14 protein-coding genes are annotated in these 15097 nt (G+C 72.5%); 8 read left to right on the forward strand and 6 right to left on the reverse strand.

Going from position 1 to position 15097, the window contains the following annotated elements:
* Positions 1-2 precede the first annotated feature (2 nt).
* From DFJ68_RS13425 to DFJ68_RS13435, 3 genes are all read right to left on the reverse strand, one after another.
* Positions 3-1892 carry an NHL domain-containing thioredoxin family protein gene (locus tag DFJ68_RS13425; RefSeq protein ID WP_121033954.1) on the reverse strand — a complete coding sequence of 630 codons (1890 nt, stop codon included), beginning with the start codon at positions 1890-1892 and terminating at the stop codon, positions 3-5.
* Positions 1889-2695: a carbon-nitrogen family hydrolase gene (locus tag DFJ68_RS13430; protein WP_121033956.1), complete on the reverse strand. Its 807-nt coding sequence runs from the start codon at positions 2693-2695 to the stop codon at positions 1889-1891. The genes DFJ68_RS13425 and DFJ68_RS13430 overlap by 4 nt, the downstream gene beginning before the upstream one ends.
* A gap of 134 nt (positions 2696-2829) precedes the next feature.
* Positions 2830-4875 (reverse strand): bifunctional copper resistance protein CopD/cytochrome c oxidase assembly protein, encoded by a 2046-nt coding sequence (locus DFJ68_RS13435; RefSeq protein ID WP_245963648.1) that lies wholly within the window; start codon positions 4873-4875, stop codon positions 2830-2832.
* 125 nt (positions 4876-5000) lie between these two features.
* Between DFJ68_RS13435 and DFJ68_RS13440 the strand changes: the two genes are divergently transcribed.
* Positions 5001-5912 carry a maleylpyruvate isomerase family mycothiol-dependent enzyme gene (locus DFJ68_RS13440; protein WP_245963649.1) on the forward strand — a complete coding sequence of 304 codons (912 nt, stop codon included), beginning with the start codon at positions 5001-5003 and terminating at the stop codon, positions 5910-5912.
* A gap of 12 nt (positions 5913-5924) precedes the next feature.
* On the opposite strand, the gene DFJ68_RS13445 is transcribed toward DFJ68_RS13440, so the two are convergent.
* Positions 5925-6278 carry a type II toxin-antitoxin system HicB family antitoxin gene (locus DFJ68_RS13445; protein WP_121035376.1) on the reverse strand — a complete coding sequence of 118 codons (354 nt, stop codon included), beginning with the start codon at positions 6276-6278 and terminating at the stop codon, positions 5925-5927.
* Between the two features lie 394 nt (positions 6279-6672).
* On the opposite strand from DFJ68_RS13445, the gene DFJ68_RS13455 reads away from it, so the two are divergent.
* The gene (locus DFJ68_RS13455; RefSeq protein WP_147431586.1) at positions 6673-7047 is read left to right on the forward strand and encodes a hypothetical protein; all 375 of its coding nucleotides are present in this window, start codon (positions 6673-6675) and stop codon (positions 7045-7047) included.
* Here the strand turns inward: DFJ68_RS13455 and DFJ68_RS13460 are convergent.
* Complete coding sequence (locus tag DFJ68_RS13460) at positions 7015-8340, reverse strand: FAD-dependent oxidoreductase (RefSeq protein WP_276330704.1); 1326 nt, start codon at positions 8338-8340, stop codon at positions 7015-7017. The genes DFJ68_RS13455 and DFJ68_RS13460 overlap by 33 nt on opposite strands.
* A gap of 204 nt (positions 8341-8544) precedes the next feature.
* Here DFJ68_RS13460 and DFJ68_RS13465 point away from each other — a divergent pair, with 204 nt between their 5' ends.
* Complete coding sequence (locus tag DFJ68_RS13465) at positions 8545-9387, forward strand: sigma-70 family RNA polymerase sigma factor (protein ID WP_121033963.1); 843 nt, start codon at positions 8545-8547, stop codon at positions 9385-9387.
* 62 nt (positions 9388-9449) lie between these two features.
* Here the strand turns inward: DFJ68_RS13465 and DFJ68_RS13470 are convergent, their stop codons facing one another.
* Positions 9450-10223 carry a GAF and ANTAR domain-containing protein gene (locus DFJ68_RS13470; protein ID WP_121033965.1) on the reverse strand — a complete coding sequence of 258 codons (774 nt, stop codon included), beginning with the start codon at positions 10221-10223 and terminating at the stop codon, positions 9450-9452.
* A gap of 218 nt (positions 10224-10441) precedes the next feature.
* Here DFJ68_RS13470 and DFJ68_RS13475 point away from each other — a divergent pair, with 218 nt between their 5' ends.
* From DFJ68_RS13475 to DFJ68_RS13495, 5 genes are all read left to right on the forward strand, one after another.
* Positions 10442-10984 carry a MarR family winged helix-turn-helix transcriptional regulator gene (locus tag DFJ68_RS13475; RefSeq protein WP_121033967.1) on the forward strand — a complete coding sequence of 181 codons (543 nt, stop codon included), beginning with the start codon at positions 10442-10444 and terminating at the stop codon, positions 10982-10984.
* Position 10985: 1 nt separating this feature from the next.
* A complete protein-coding gene (locus DFJ68_RS13480) occupies positions 10986-12803 on the forward strand; it encodes an MDR family MFS transporter (RefSeq protein ID WP_121033969.1) in 1818 nt (605 codons plus the stop codon).
* Between the two features lie 107 nt (positions 12804-12910).
* On the forward strand, positions 12911-13420 hold the full coding sequence (locus DFJ68_RS13485; RefSeq protein WP_121033971.1) for a phosphoribosyltransferase: 510 nt from the start codon (positions 12911-12913) through the stop codon (positions 13418-13420).
* Positions 13421-13594: 174 nt separating this feature from the next.
* Positions 13595-14011 (forward strand): hypothetical protein, encoded by a 417-nt coding sequence (locus tag DFJ68_RS13490; protein ID WP_147431587.1) that lies wholly within the window; start codon positions 13595-13597, stop codon positions 14009-14011.
* A 73-nt stretch (positions 14012-14084) separates the two neighbouring features.
* Positions 14085-14954 carry an LLM class F420-dependent oxidoreductase gene (locus DFJ68_RS13495; RefSeq protein ID WP_121033975.1) on the forward strand — a complete coding sequence of 290 codons (870 nt, stop codon included), beginning with the start codon at positions 14085-14087 and terminating at the stop codon, positions 14952-14954.
* Positions 14955-15097 lie beyond the last annotated feature (143 nt).

Raw genomic sequence — 15097 nt, forward strand, 5'->3', positions numbered from 1 at the left:
GGTCACGCCCCGCGCAGGTCGAGCACGAGGCGGGCGGGGGCGGACGGGTCGATGGTGACGGGGATGCCCCAGTCCTGCTGGAAGAGGTGGCAGGCGGCGTGCTCGGGCACCTCTCCCGTCTCGGGGTCGCCGTCGCAGGCGGCCGCCTGGACCGACACGTGCAGCGTCCCGGTGGGCCCGGCACCCTCGGTGGGGATGTCGGAGGCCAGCCGGATGGTGCGACGCAGGCCGCGCGACCGCCCGGCGCCCTCGACGACGAGGTGCTCGGGCGTCGCCGACACCTGCAGCATCGTCGGGTCGCCCCAGCGGTCGTCGAGCTTCTGACCGGCAGGGGGCACGAACGTCACCTCGAGCTCGACCTCGCCGGACGGGAGCGGCGTCGGGGGCCGCTGGGTGCGGTGCGCCGCCCCGTCGACGTGCTCGCCGTGCCGGGCGTCGGCCGGTAGGGCCACGCGGGTCAGGCGGTGGGCGGCCGACTCGACGACGACGAGACGGGCCTCGCCGTTCTCCGCGTCGGTCTCGGCGACGGCGTCACTCGGCTCGGCCAGTCCCTGCGCGATCGTGCTCACGAGGCCCGTGGCGGGGTCGAAGCGGCGGACCGCCCCGTTGTACGTGTCGCTGACGGCGACGGAGCCGTCGGGCAGCACGGTCACGCCGAGCGGGTGCTGCAGCAGCGCGTCGGCGGCGGCGCCGTCGCGGTGGCCGAAGTCGAACAGGCCGGTGCCGACGTGCGTCGTGACGACGAGCGCCCCGGCCTCGTCGGTCGTGACGGAGCGCAGCGCCGACGTCTCGCTGTCGGCCACCCACACCGTGCGGCCGTCGGCCGAGGTGGCCAGGCCCGACGGCTGGGCGAACCACGCATTGTCGAGCCGGCCGTCGCGCAGCCCCTCGTTGGTCGTGCCGCCGATGACCTCGACCGTGCCGTTCTCGGGGGTGTTGCCCGGCGTCCACGCCCACAGCTGATGGGTGCCGGCCATGGCGACGACGACGCGGTCGCCGAGCGGCGCGAGGTCCCACGGGGTCGACAGGGCCTGCTGCAGGGCCGGCCGGGCGCCCGCGCCGACCCGCTCGCGCAGCTGGTCGCCCGTGCCGGCGAGCACACGGACCCCGCCGTCGGCGAACGTCAGGCCGAGCAGGAGGTGGGCGCCGGCATCCGCGACGACGACGTCGACCCCCAGCCGCTCGCGCACGGCCGGGTCGGGGAGCAGGACGCCCTGCGGCTCACGCAGCGGGCCGCCGGCCCAGCGGTGGCGCTCGGTCTCGAGGTCGCCCTCGAGGTGGACGATGGCGGCGTTCGCGCTGTCGGAGACGACGAACGAGCCGTCGGGCAGGGCGGCCACCTTGCCCGGGAAGCGGAGTGCGGTGTCGGCCGGCGGCGGCGCGACGTAGGGGTCGTCGCCGGGCTGCAGGGTGCCCTTGGCGCCGTGCTCGGCCACGAGCTCGTCGACGAGCGAGACGAGACCGGCGGCGTGGCCCTCGCCCGACATCGACGCGACGACGTAGCCCTCGGGGTCGACGACGACGAGCGTGGGCCAGGCCCGCGCGGTGTAGGCCTTCCACGTGACGAGGTCGGGGTCGTCGAGCACCGGGTGGTGCACGCCGTACCGCTCGACGGCGGCGGCGAGGGCGTCGGGGTCGGCCTCGTGCTCGAACTTGGGCGAGTGCACGCCGACGATCGTCAGCACGTCGGGGAAGCGGGCCTCGAGCTCGCGCAGCTCGTCGATGACGTGCAGGCAGTTGACGCAGCAGAAGGTCCAGAAGTCGAGCAGGAGGACGCGGCCGCGCAGGTCGGCCAGGCTCAGCTCACGCCCACCGGTGTTGAGCCAGCCGCGTCCGACGAGCTCGGGGGCGCGCACCTTGACGCGGGCCCGCTCCGAGGCCGGGGTGGTCACGACAGCCTCCGGTCGGCGAGGACGGGGAAGTCGCGGCGCCAGATGTCGACCGCCGCGGTGTCGATGTCGATGCTCAGCACCTCCTGCTCAGCGCCCGCGGCGGCGAGAACGTTCCCTGTGGCGTCGACGACCTGCGAGTGTCCGCCCATCTCGTGGCGGGCGTGCGTGCCGGCGGTGTTGCACTGCACGACGACGCACTGGTTCTCGACCGCCCGGGCCTGCCCGAGCAGGGTCCAGTGGGCGACGCGACGCATCGGCCACGCGGCGGGCACGACGAGCACCCGGGCGCCGTCGTCGAGCAGCCGGCGGTAGAGCTCGGGGAAGCGCAGGTCGTAGCAGGTGGACAGACCCACGCGCACCGGCGGGCCGTCCGCCGTCGGGACGTCGAGCACGACGAGCTCGTGACCGGCGTCCATGAGCATCGGCTCGCCCTCGCCGAACCCGAAGCGGTGGATCTTGCGGTAGCGCGCGACGAGGGTGCCGTCGGGGCCGAAGACGAGGCTCGTGTTCCACACCCCGTGGTCACCGTCCCCGACCGGCGTGCCGCGCTCGACGATCGAACCTCCGTGCAGCGTGACGCCGGCACGCCGGGCCGCGGCCGAGAGGGCCGTCGCGACGGGGCCGTCGAGGGGCTCGGCCCGCTCCGACCAGCGCCCGTAGTCGAAACCTCCGGCGGGCCACAGCTCGGGCAGCACGACGAGGTCGTGCCCGGCCTGGGCCTCGACGAGGGCGACGACCCGGTCGGTGCGCTCGGCCACCGACTCGTCGTCGCCGTAGGCGAGCTGGATGACGGCCACCTTCATGGGGCCACTGTCCCACGGCCCACGGCGCCGACCCCGTGCCGCCCGGTCAGCGCGCCGGGGGCCGACCGCGCCCGAGTGTGAGGATGCCGGTCGGCGCACCGGGCGCACCGGCATCCGTCACGGGTGGCTGCGGGTCAGGCGTCGTCGCGGCGGCCGGCCATGCGCGCGAGGCGCTCGTTGTACTCGTTGAGCTCGGCGTCGCCGTCACGGTCGGCGCGACGGTCGCGGCGCACCCCCTCCGCCCTGTCGCTGCGGAACCACTGGGCGGCGACGACGAGGGCGAGCGCGAGGGCGGGCAGCTCACCGATGGCCCACGCCACCGAGCCGCCGTTGCGCTGGTCGGCGAGCAGGTCGGGCACCCAGGCGATGTCGATGGTGCGGAAGAAGTCGGGGGCGATGACGTCCGTGCCCGAGATCATCGCGACGCCGAAGAAGGCGTGGAAGGCGATGGTGGCGAAGAGCACGATGAGGCGCAGCGCGGGGCTCCAGCGCTTCGGGCCGGGGTCGACGCCCACGAGCACCCACGCGAAGAGGTAGCCGGCGAGCACGAAGTGGGCCGTCATGAGCAGATGGCCCGTGTGGGTGGTGAGGGCGAGCTCGAAGAGGCCGGTCCAGTAGAAGGCGACGAGGCTGGCGAAGAAGAAGACGGCGGCGAAGATCGGGTTGCCGGCGACGGCGAAGACCTTCGAGTGCACGACCCGCAGGACGATCTCGCGGGGTCCGACGGAGCCGTCCTTGCGCGCGGCGAGGGCCCGCAGGGCGAGGGTGACCGGCGCGCCGAGGACGAGGAAGATCGGCACGACCATCGCCTCGACCATGTGCAGGGTCATGTGCCACGAGAAGGCGACCCGGCCGTAGATGCCGAGCGCGCCGTTGGTGGCGTAGAGGAAGACGAGCCAGCCGACGACCCAGTTGACGGTGCGGCCGACGGGCCAGCGGTCGCCGCGGCGGTGCAGGCGCACGACCCCGGCGACGTAGAGGCCGATGGCGAGCAGGCCGGTGGCGAGGAAGAGCCACTCGACGCGCCAGGCCGTCACCCACGACAGGGCGGTCGGGGCGTCGGGCGCAGGGAAGCCGGTGAGCGCCAGCGCCGCCGTCGGGTCGGCCGTCGTCTCGGGCACGGGCGGGGCGCTGCGGGCGAGGGCGGCGGCGACGCCGAAGGCCAAGGCCATGACGACGCCCTCCCCGAGGGCGAGCCGCACGAAGGGTCGGCCGAGGCGCGACCCGCCTGCCCCCGCGCCCGTCTCCATGGCGGTCAGGGTCGAGCGGCGGTGCCACCACCCGGCGACGCCGAGGGCCACGAACGCGAGCACCTTGACGACGACGAGGATGCCGTAGTCGGTCGTGAGGTCGGACAGCCCGGCCAGACGCGTGCTCGCCACCATGACGCCCGAGACACCGAGGGTGACGAACGACCACAGCGCGAGCGAGGAGTAGCGGCGGGCGACGACCGCGAGGGTGGGGCCGAGGGTGGGACGCAGCACGAGCAGCGCGAGCAGGCCGCCGACCCACGTGGCGGCGCTCAGCAGGTGGGCGCCGAGGGCGTTGACGGCCGTCTCGTGGTCGGCCGACCCGCCGGCGTGGCCGGCCAGGCCGAGGACGAGGATGCCGAAGAGTGCGACGGCGGCCAGGCCGAGGGCGGCCCAGCGCGACCGGGCGAGGGCGCAGCCGGTGGCGACGACGAACGCGCAGCCGGCGCTGATGATGCCGACCCGCAGCGCCTCGAGCGACCACACCGACGCCATGAGCTCGGAGGCGAAGGCGGGGTGCCCCGGGGGCAGGGCGGCGGCGTCGCTGAAGCCGAGCACGACCCCGACGAGGCCGGCGAGCGCCCAGACGAAGCCCGAGAGCATGGCGAGGCGCAGGCCCTGGGCGACGCGGGGGTCGTCGAGCGCACCGGCGCCGCGCCAGCGCGGCACGAGGGCACCGACCAGCAGCAGGGCCCCGAAGGTGAGGGAGGCGGTGACGTCGTGCACGACACGCACGGCCGGCAGGGCCCAGCGCACGACGGCACCGGCGTCGTTGATGCCGACCGGAGGGGCGGCCGCCGCGCCGGAGAAGGCGGCCGCGACGACGGTGGCCAGGAGACCCACCGCCACGACCGCGAGCACGGGTCCGTAGGCGAGTGGGCGACCGGGGCGGGAGACGCCCTCGGGTCGGGTGCCGGTGCGTCCCGGCACGCCGTCACCGCCGGACCGTCCCGGACCGTCCCGGCCCGTCCGTGCCGTCGACACCGACCGCACGGAGGTGCGGGAGGCGGGTCGCGACGAGGTCGACATGTCCCAAGGGTAAGTAGTGTGGCGCCATGCCCATGCATCCGGCCGCACCCGATGACCGCTCAGGGCTGCTCGACGCCTTCGAGCAGATCGTCAACTCCATCATCGGCCTCGGCCTGTCGTGCCGGGAGGCCGACTTCGAGAAGCCGACCGAGTACACGGGTTGGACCGTGAAGGACCAGATCGCCCACGTCGTCGGCGCGCAGAAGGCCTTCGCCGGCATCCCGCGCCAGCAGGTCGACGTGCCCGAGTACGCCCACGTGCGCAACGACCTCGAGCGCATCGTCGAGATGGACGTCGAGGCCCGGCGCCCGCAGCCCGGCCGCATGGTCGTGCAGGAGCTCGCGGCGTTCCACCCCGAGCGCATGGAGGCGCTGCGCCGCTCGAGCCTCGAGCTCGACTCCCCCATCACCGTCGACGTCAGCGGCGTCGGCGGCATGGGGGTCGACAGCTGCAGCGCCGACGGCATGCAGACCGGGGAGACGACGTTCGGGCAGCAGCTGCGCCTGCGCACCATCGACTCGTGGACCCACGAGCAGGACCTCCGGGCCGCGCTCGACGCCCCCGGCGACCTCGACTCGGCCGGCGCCGCCCTCTTCACCGAGGAGATCCTCGGCGCCCTCCCCCGCATCGTCGCCCGTGAGGCGAAGGTGCCGGCCGGTCACGACGTCGTCATCGACGTCTCCGGCCCCGTCGTCGCCCGTGAGGGCGTGCGGGTGCGCGAGGGGGAGGACGGCCGCCCCTTCGGCGAGCTGCTCTACAGCGGCGTCGACCGGCCGGAGGGCCAGGAGTCGCACGAGGTGACGACCATCCACCTGACGACGGAGGCCCTGACCCGTCGGGCGGCCGGTCGCCGGTCGGTCGACGAGATCCACTACTCGGTGACCGGTGATCAGGACGTCGCCCGTCGCGTCCTCGAGGCGCTCGTCCTGCTCACCTGACGGCCGGGCGGGTCAGCCGTCGGCCATGAGCTTCCGGACGACCCACTGGTTGATGCTCAGGTCCTCCTCGGCTGCGCGCAGGGCCACCTCGCGGTGCAGCTTCTGGCCAAGCCTCAGGTTGAACCGGCCGGAGTACGCCCGTTCCGAGAGTGGCTCCGGCACGGTGTCACCGTCGGACTGCAGGTCGACCACGACATCCGCGAGCACGGCTTCGAGGCCGTGGAGGGCCTCCATCTGCGATGGTGCCAACCAGGACAGCGACGGAAACTCGACCACAGTGGCCACGAACTCGCTGTCCTCCGGGGACCACGTGACGCGGTAGGTGTAGTGAGAAACGTCGACGTCCGGCCGATCGAGAGTGTCCATCACATGGCCCCCTTCTTGTCGATTGCCGCGATCACCTGGCGAACCTGGTACGCCTTGGCCTTGCCCTTGTCGTTCTGGATGTTGACGCGGGGGTCGCCGGCCACGGTGTCGTGAAGACCACGTGGGACGACCCCGAACGCCGTGGTGTGCCGAAGTAGTGCTCGCACACCCGCTCGAGGTCCTTGAAGGTGACGTCGCGCGGGTTGGTGCGCATCGCTGCGAGGGTCGACTCCACGGAGGCCACTCGCTCATGGTACTACCCGTGGTACCATTTTTCCCTGCGATCGCCGTGTATCGAGTGCGGTCCCAGTCGTGCCGGTCCCACCCCTCATGGGCGCGTGGCCGAGGTCGGCCTGCGGTCCCGGGCGACGACTGCACTGGTTGGGTGGGTGTCGTGCGCACCCGAGTCCCCGTCCTGCTGCTGGCCACCGGTCTGACGACCGTGGTGCTCGGCGGCTGCCAGGTCGACCGGTGGAGTTCGAGCTGCACCACCGACACCGGGCTGCGCCGCTGTGAGATCTCGGTGTCGGGCGACGGCTTCCACGACCTGCCGTTCCCGGTCTCGGGGCCGGTGCAGGGAAGCGTCGGCGACCGCTTCCGTCTCGAGTCGGCGAGCCCGGGCGGGTCGGCCACCTTCTCCGCCGGCGACACCGAGGGCGGGACCTTTACCTGCACTCAGGGTCAGACGGTCTCGGTCGGGGACAGCTCTGTGCTGTGCCGGTCCGTCGGTGACGGCTCACTCGATCTCACCATCAGCCGGGTGCGCTGACCGCAGCAGCAGCGGGCTGGGATGCTCGGGCAGGAAGCCGACGCCGACGAAGTGCGCCACCCGTCGCCTCAGGCGGGGCGTGACGACGCGCAGCACGGGCCCGACCCAGCGGGGCGCGAAGCGGTCGCCCCGCGGTGGCCTCGCGATGCGGCGGTGCCCGAGCACCTGCAGCCGCTGCATGCGACGCACCGGTCGCTCGCGACGCCGTTGCACGGCGGCGAGCGCGGAGTCGAGCTCGCCGGCAAGCCTCTCGGCGAGCCGACGGTCGGGTGGTGTTGCGCCAGAACGGTCGTCGGCGGCTCGGTTGCGAGCCTCCTTCAGCCGCAGCAGGACCAGGGCGAGCGCGTTGGCCAGCGCCACGGCATCCTGAACGGCATAGTTGACGCCGACCCCGAACATCGGCGACATGGCGTGCGCCGCGTCGCCGATGGCGATGAACCCCGGACGGTGCCACTGAGGCAGCCGGTTGACCTGGACCGACAGCAGCTTGACCTGGCTCCAGTCGGTGAGGGTGCGGGCGGGACCCTCGAGGTGGGGCGCGACGCGCGCGAGACGGTCCCGGAAGGCGGGCAGGCCGGCGGCACGCAGGGCGTCGAAACCACCCTTGGCGATGATATGCCCGGCCTGGTAGCGGTCGCCGCGCTCGATCGTCAGCACCAGGCCGTCGCCCCCGACGTAGGCGAGCGTGTCGGGCGGCGCGTCCGGCGGCTTGGGCAGGTGGAACCACAGCACGTCGACGGGGACGCCCGACTCGACCGGTGGCGCACCCGTCACCTCGCGCAGCCGTGAGCCGCGACCGTCGGCGGCCACGGTCAACGCGGCACGCAGAGTGCGCTCACCGTCGGGACCGCTCACCTCGACGCCGACCACGCGACCGCGCTCGACGACCGCGCGCTCGACCGTCGTGCTCATGAGCAGACGGAACCCGGGCAGCCGTCCGGCCCGGCGGGCGAGGAAGTCGAGCAGGTCCCACTGGGGCGCGAGGACGAGGACGGCGTCCGGCCCGGGCAGCGCGCCGAAGTCGGCGACGGTGACCCGCGTGCCGTCGACCACCGCGTCGAGGGTCGTGACTCGGTTCACCGGCAGTCGGAGGAAGTCCTCGACCAGGCCCAGCTCGCGCAGCAGGGTCAGCGTCGAGGGGTGGATGGTGTCGCCGCGGAAGTCGCGCAGGAAGTCGGCGTGCTTCTCCAGCACGGTGACCCGCAGCCCGGCGCGCGCCAGCAGATAGCCGAGCACCATGCCCGCCGGGCCACCTCCGGCGACGACGCAGTCGAGCGTGTCCTCGTCGGTCACAGGTCCCTCCTCGGTCGTGGCGGCGGTGCAGGGCCGACCTCCGTTGTACCGACACCGGCCCGGGCTGGGAAGGGTCCCGGGCGCCCTCCGCGTGCAGACACCTCACAGCGCGAGCCCTTGCGGATGCCAGCCGGTGGGCCTAGCGTCGTGAGCACCGGTCAAGCCAATGCCGTTTCGTCGATGTTCCGTCGACTGGAGTGCCCCATGACCGTGACGAGCCCTTCCCCCACCGTGACGAGCGCCCGCTCCGGAGCCCGCGTCCTGCGACTGCCCACGACCCGCCGACGCTCCGACGCCAGCACCCGGGCGCTCATCACCACCTTCCGCACGAGCACCGACGAGGCCGAGCGCCACGACGCCCTCGAGGCGGTGACGACCGCGCACATGCCCCTCGCCCGGTCGCTGGCCCACCGGTACGCCGGTCGCGGCCTCGACCGTGAGGACCTCGAGCAGGTGGCCTTCCTCGCCCTGCTCAAGGCGATCTACCGCTTCGACCTCGACAAGCCCACGGAGTTCGGCGCCTACGCCACCCCGACCATCACCGGCGAGCTGCGCCGCCACTTCCGCGACCGCGGCTGGCTCGTGCGCCCGCCGCGCGAGCTGCAGGAGCGGCGTCAGCTCGTCGCCCAAGCGCGGGATCGCCTGGAGCAGAAGGTCGGTCACGCACCGGCCGTCGCCGAGCTGGCCATCGACCTCGGCCTGACCGAGAACGCCGTCCGTGAGGCACAGGTCGCGAGCTCGAACCTGCGACCGGCCTCGCTCGACGCCCGCACCGCCGACGGCGACCGCCCGGTCATCGACCTGCCCGACGTGCACGGCGACGACCCCGACCTCGACAACGGGATCCTGCTGCGGGCGGCCATCGACCGCCTCTCGCCGCGCGACCGGCGGCTCGTCTCGCTGCGGTTCTCGGCCGACCTCACGCAGGCCGAGATCGGCGAGGACATGGGCCTGTCGGCCATGCAGGTCAGCCGCCTGCTGCGCCGCGTCCTCGGTGACCTCCGGCGCGACCTCGGCGCCGACGGCATCACCGCGCGGTCGTCCTAGGTCCGTCCGGGGTCGACGGCCCGGGGCACCGGGTCGGCCGGGCGCCACCCCGTCCGTCGGCGTCAGCCGTCGGAGCGGCGACCGGCGTACTGGTCCTCCTGCCCGGCGACGACCTGGGCGGCCACCTGGGCGAGCTTGACGTTGAGCTCCTGGCTCGTGCGGCGCAGGATGCCGAAGGCCTCGTCGGCGCCGACCCGGTGGGCGGCCATGAGCAGCCCAACCGCCTTGCCGATCTCGCGATTGCTTTGCAGGCCCTCGCGCAGCGTCGTCGCCTCGGTGCGGGCCCGCAGCGCCATCATCGCCACCGACGAGAACGAGGCGAGCACCGCGCCGACGTCGGCGGCCTTGCGGGTCAGCCCGTTCGGGCTGTCGCTAAAAAGGTTGAGGGCGCCGACCTTGTCACCGTCGAGCATGAGCCGGTAGCCGATGGCCGACCGCACCGGGGTCTCGGCGACGATCGCGGCCGTGAACCGCGGCCACGGGCCGACGCTGTCGGACAGGTCGGGGTCGTGCTGGTAGGCCTCGTCGCGGATGGCGTCGAGGCACGGCCCCTCACCGACCCGCAGCTCGAGCCGGTCGATCTGAGCCGCGACGGCGTCGGTCGCCGCGGCGGTGCGGTAGCGGTCACGCTCGCGCAGCATGATGGCCGCGCGGTCGCAGCCCTCGACGAGCGTGGGGCAGGCGTCGACGAGGGCCTGGTGCACCGACTCCGAGTCGGCGCCGGAGTAGAGCATGGCGGCCAGCCGGGTGAACACCTCGTTGATCGTGCGGTCCTCCGGGGTGGTCACGCTGCCCTCGTGGGCCGACGTGTCGTCAGACGGGTCCTGCGGGGCCATCGGCCCTCCTTCCCTGCTCGGGGCGTCGCCGCGGCGAGCGCCCCGGTCCTGCTCGACGGGGTGGCCACCACCCGGCATCCGGCCCCGGGTGGGGAGACGGAGACCGACGCCGTGACGCGTGGCACATCCTGCCACGTCGCGCTCCCCCGACGGTTTGACGGACGCGTCCCGTCGTCGGATACTTGCTTGTCGCAAGCAACTAGTTTCGAGGAGACCGAGTGACGGTGAGCAAGGACGAGGCCAACGACCTCTTCCACGCCCTGATCCGCCTGCAGAAGCTGTTGCTGGCGGCCAAGTCGTCGGCGCCTCGGGTCAACGCGGCCCTCGACGCGGGCGCCTACCCGACCCTGTTCACGATCGCCCGCCTGGGGCCCGTCGGCATCTCCGACATCGCCTCGCTCGTGCACAGCGACGTGTCGACGGTGAGCCGTCAGGTGAGCTCGCTCGTCGCGCACGGGTTCCTCGCCAAGCAGTCCGACCCCTCCGACGGCCGAGCCTCGCTCGTCAGCCTCACGGATGCCGGTCACGACGTCCTCGGTCACGTCCAGCACGTGCGTGGCACGTGGTTCCAGGGCCTGCTCGACGACTGGGAGTCGGACGAAGCGCACGAGTTCACCACCCACCTGCAGCGCCTCAGCGAGGCGCTAGACCGCAACCTTCGCGACCGCGGGGACGCACCCCCGGCCGCCTACACCGCCTCACCCGCAGCCGCGGGGCGAGGCACAGCGACACCGGCACGACCTGTCACCAAGGAGAACTGACATGACCACATCGGCTGAGCCGCCCGCTCAGATCCGCACCCGGGCGGAGGCGAAGGCGGCCTGGGAGTACGCGCGCAAGCATCCCGCCCCGGCCTCCGACCCGGCGTCCGACGCCACCTCCGACGCCACCGGCCACGGTGACGCCCGCACGGCCCCCGGCGGCGGCCCCGCCCTCTCGCACCGCGAGATCGTCACCATCCTCATCGGCCTCATGATGGGCATGTTCCTCGCCGCGCTCGACCAGACCATCGTCGCGAGCGCCATGCGCGTCATCGCCGACGACCTGCAGGACCTCGCCGGCCAGGCGTGGGTCACGACGGCGTACCTCATCACGAGCACGATCGTCACGCCGCTCTACGGCAAGCTCGGCGACATCTACGGGCGCAAGAAGCTCTTCCTCTTCGCCATCTCGATCTTCACCATCGGGTCCGTGCTGTGCACCCTGGCGTGGTCGATCCCGTCGCTCGCCGGCTTCCGGGCCATCCAGGGCCTCGGCGCCGGTGGCCTCTTCTCGCTGTCGCTCGCCATCATCGGTGACATCGTGCCGCCGCGTGAGCGCGCGAAGTACCAGGGCTACTTCCTCGCCGTCTTCGGGACCTCGAGCGTGCTCGGCCCGGTCATCGGCGGCTTCTTCGCCGGTCAGGACACCCTGTTCGGCGTCACCGGCTGGCGCTGGGTCTTCCTCGTCAACGCCCCCATCGCCGTGGCCGCGCTGATCGTCGTCACGCGCACGCTGCACCTCAAGCACACCCGCCTCGACCACCGCATCGACTACTGGGGCGCGGCGACCTTGTCCATCGCCCTCGTGCCGCTGCTCATCGTGGCCGAGCAGGGTCGCGAGTGGGGCTGGGGCTCGGCGAGCTCGATCGTCTGCTACGCCATCGGCGCGGCCGGTGCGACCGCCTTCTTCGTCATCGAGAAGCGCATGGGTGACGAGGCCCTCATCCCGCTGCGCCTCTTCAGCAACCGCACCATCGGTGCCGCGTCGGTCAGCTCGGTCTTCATCGGCATGGGCATGTTCGGCGGTCTCGCCGCCCTGCCGCTCTACCTCCAGATCGTCAAGGGCGCGACCCCCACGGAGGCCGGCCTCATGCTGCTCCCGATGACGCTCGGCATCATGAGCGGGTCGATCACCTCGGGCCAGATCATCTCCCGCACCGGGCGCTACCGGAAGTTCCCCATCATCGGCGCCGCCCTGCTCGTGCTCTCGCTGTACGCGTTCCACTGGGTCAACGCGGACACCGAGCTCTGGAAGACGATGATCGTCATGTTCTTCTTCGGCATCGGCCTCGGCTTCAACTTCCAGCCGCTGACCCTCGCCGTCCAGAACGCCGCCGCGCGCCGCGACATCGGGGTGGCGACGTCGTCGGCCACCTTCACCCGCCAGATCGGTGGCACGCTCGGCACCGCCGTCTTCCTGTCGATCCTCTTCTCGCAGGCGGGCAGCAAGATCGGTGACGCCTTCCAGCGGGCCAGCAGCGACGCCAGCTTCCAGGCGGCGCTGAAGAACCCCACCGGCGGCGACCCGGCCGCGAACGCGCAGTTCATCGCCTCGCTCAAGAGCAACGGCGGCGGCGCCGGCACCTCGGCCCTCACCGACAGCTCGTTCGTCAACCAGATCGACCCGCGCCTGGCGCGTCCGTTCCTCGTCGGCTTCAGCGACGCGATGTCGACGGTCTTCGTCGTCGCCGCGGGCGTGCTCGTGCTCGCCTTCGTCGCCACGCTGTTCCTGCCGCACGTCGACCTCGGCCCCAAGCCGGGCGAGTCGGCGCAGCAGCAGGAGGAGGGCGAGCCCGCCACGGCGGTCGCCGGCCACTGACGGCGTCCGTCTCGACGCACCACCCGCGAGGGGTGGGCCGGTACCCGCCGGCCCACCCCTCGCCCGCGTCCCGCCCCCGTCCGGGCACCGGCCCGTACCCTCGGAGGATGACGACGGCCTACCACGCAGACTCCAGCGACCTCGACGACAAGGAGGTGCTGACGTGGGACCGGTTCGGCGACGCATGCCGTGACCTCGCCCGGTCGGTCGTCGAGTCCGGCTTCGAGCCGGAGATCCTCATCGCCGTCGCCCGGGGCGGCCTGCTGCCCGGCGGTGGCCTGTCGTACGCGCTCGGGGTCAAGCTGACCGACGCCATCAACGTCGAGTTCTACACCGACGTGCACGAGACGCTGCCCGACCCGGTGCTACTCGCGCCGCTGCTCGACACCGAGAGCATCCGCGGTCGCCGGCTGCTCGTCGTCGACGACGTCGCCGACTCGGGCCGCACCCTCGCGCTCGTGCTCGACCTGCTGCGGGAGCACGGCGCCGAGTGCCGCAGCGCCGTGCTCTATGCGAAGCCGAAGTCGCAGGTGCGCCCCGACTTCGTGTGGAAGGAGACCGACCAGTGGATCGTCTTCCCGTGGTCCGCCGAGCCGCCGGTGTCCATGTTGGGATAGGGAGGGATAGCGGCCGGATGCCGTGGGGCCGGCGCCCGAGGCCGGTGCCGTTCCTGTTCGTGGGGCGAACAGGGGGCATGGCTCCCGTAAAGACTTGGTCGGCGGCTGTCAAAAGTTGTCCCGATGGTCCTGTTCGGGCGCGCACGGGGGGTCCGTCACCCCTACTCTCACCGCATGAGCACAGAAACCGCACACCTCTCGGTCGAGGACATTCTCGACATCGAGCAGGCGCTCGCCCCGGACCTGCAGCTGGCCCGTCTCGTCGACATCGTCAACCAGCAGGCGCCCGGCACGGTCTCCGTCGACCTCACCCTCATCATGAGCGGGCAGACCGTGGGCGGCACGCTCATCCCGGCGCGCCAGTGGCGTCAGGAGCTGCGCGACGAGCTCGCCCGCACGCTGCCCGACGACGTCGGCACGGGCGTGGGCGAGGCGACCTCGGGCACCCGCCCCGACGCGGCGAGCATCACCTCGTTCCTGCACCTCAAGGACGCCTGCGTCCCCGCCCACGACGGGGTGCTGCCCATCGGCAACACCCGTGCGCGGCTCAACGAGGTCTCGGCCTGGTCGCTGCGCAGCCTCGGTCGCTGACGCCGGGCGGGGCCGGGCCGGGGTCGGGACGGGTGATCCGGCGGCCGGGCTGCGGTCGGCGTAGCGTCGGGTCATGGACCTCGGACTGCACCTCGCCAACTTCACCTGGTCGGGTGGCGCCGACAGCTTCGTCGACGACCTCACCCGCACCGCCCGTCTCGCCGAGCAGGTCGGCTTCACCAAGCTCTCGGTCATGGACCACGTCTGGCAGATCCGGGGCGTGGGGCCGAAGGAGAACGAGATGCTCGAGGCCTACACGGCCCTCGGCTTCCTCGCCGCCGTCACCGAGCGGGTCGACCTGCTCGCGTGGGTGACGGCCACGGTGTACCGCGAGCCCGGCCTGCTGGCCAAGGAGGTCACGACCCTCGACGTGCTGTCGAAGGGTCGTGCCTGGCTCGGGATCGGCGCGGCGTGGAACGAGGAGGAGTGCATCGGCCTGGGGCTGCCGTTCCCGTCGACGGCCGAGCGGTTCGAGCGCCTCGAGGAGACCCTGCAGATCTGCCTGCAGATGTGGAGCGACGACGACGGCCCCTACGAGGGCGCGCACTACCGGCTCGGGTCCACCCTCAACTCGCCGCAGTCGGTGCGCCGGCCGCACCCGCCCATCCTCATCGGCGGCAGCGGGGAGAAGAAGACCCTGCGGATGGTCGCCCAGTACGGGCAGGCCTGCAACCTCTTCGACAGCCCCGAGGTGGCCCACAAGCTCGACGTGCTGCGACGCCACTGCGACGACCTCGGGCGCGACTACGACGCGATCGAGAAGACCGTCATCAGCATGGCCGACCTCGGTGACGACGAGAAGGTCGACGAGTTCGTCGACCACCTCGGTGGGCTGGCCGAGCTCGGGATCACCCACGTGCACACCGGCATCCGCGACGGATCCCGCACCGACGAGCTCGAGCTCTTCGGCGAGCGCATCATCCCCGCTGCGAAAGCCCTCTGAGCCCAACGGCATCCAGCCCTCCGGTCCACCCTGACAGGTGAGATCGGTTGCGGTACAACACCGTTCAACCATCTGTTCGTCGACCCCCTTCTCGTTTCAGGTTGCCGGGTGGTCGGGCCGCGCCTAGCGTCCGACTGTCACCA

It is taken from the genome of Terracoccus luteus (genome assembly GCF_003635045.1).
Classification (GTDB): domain Bacteria; phylum Actinomycetota; class Actinomycetes; order Actinomycetales; family Dermatophilaceae; genus Terracoccus; species Terracoccus luteus.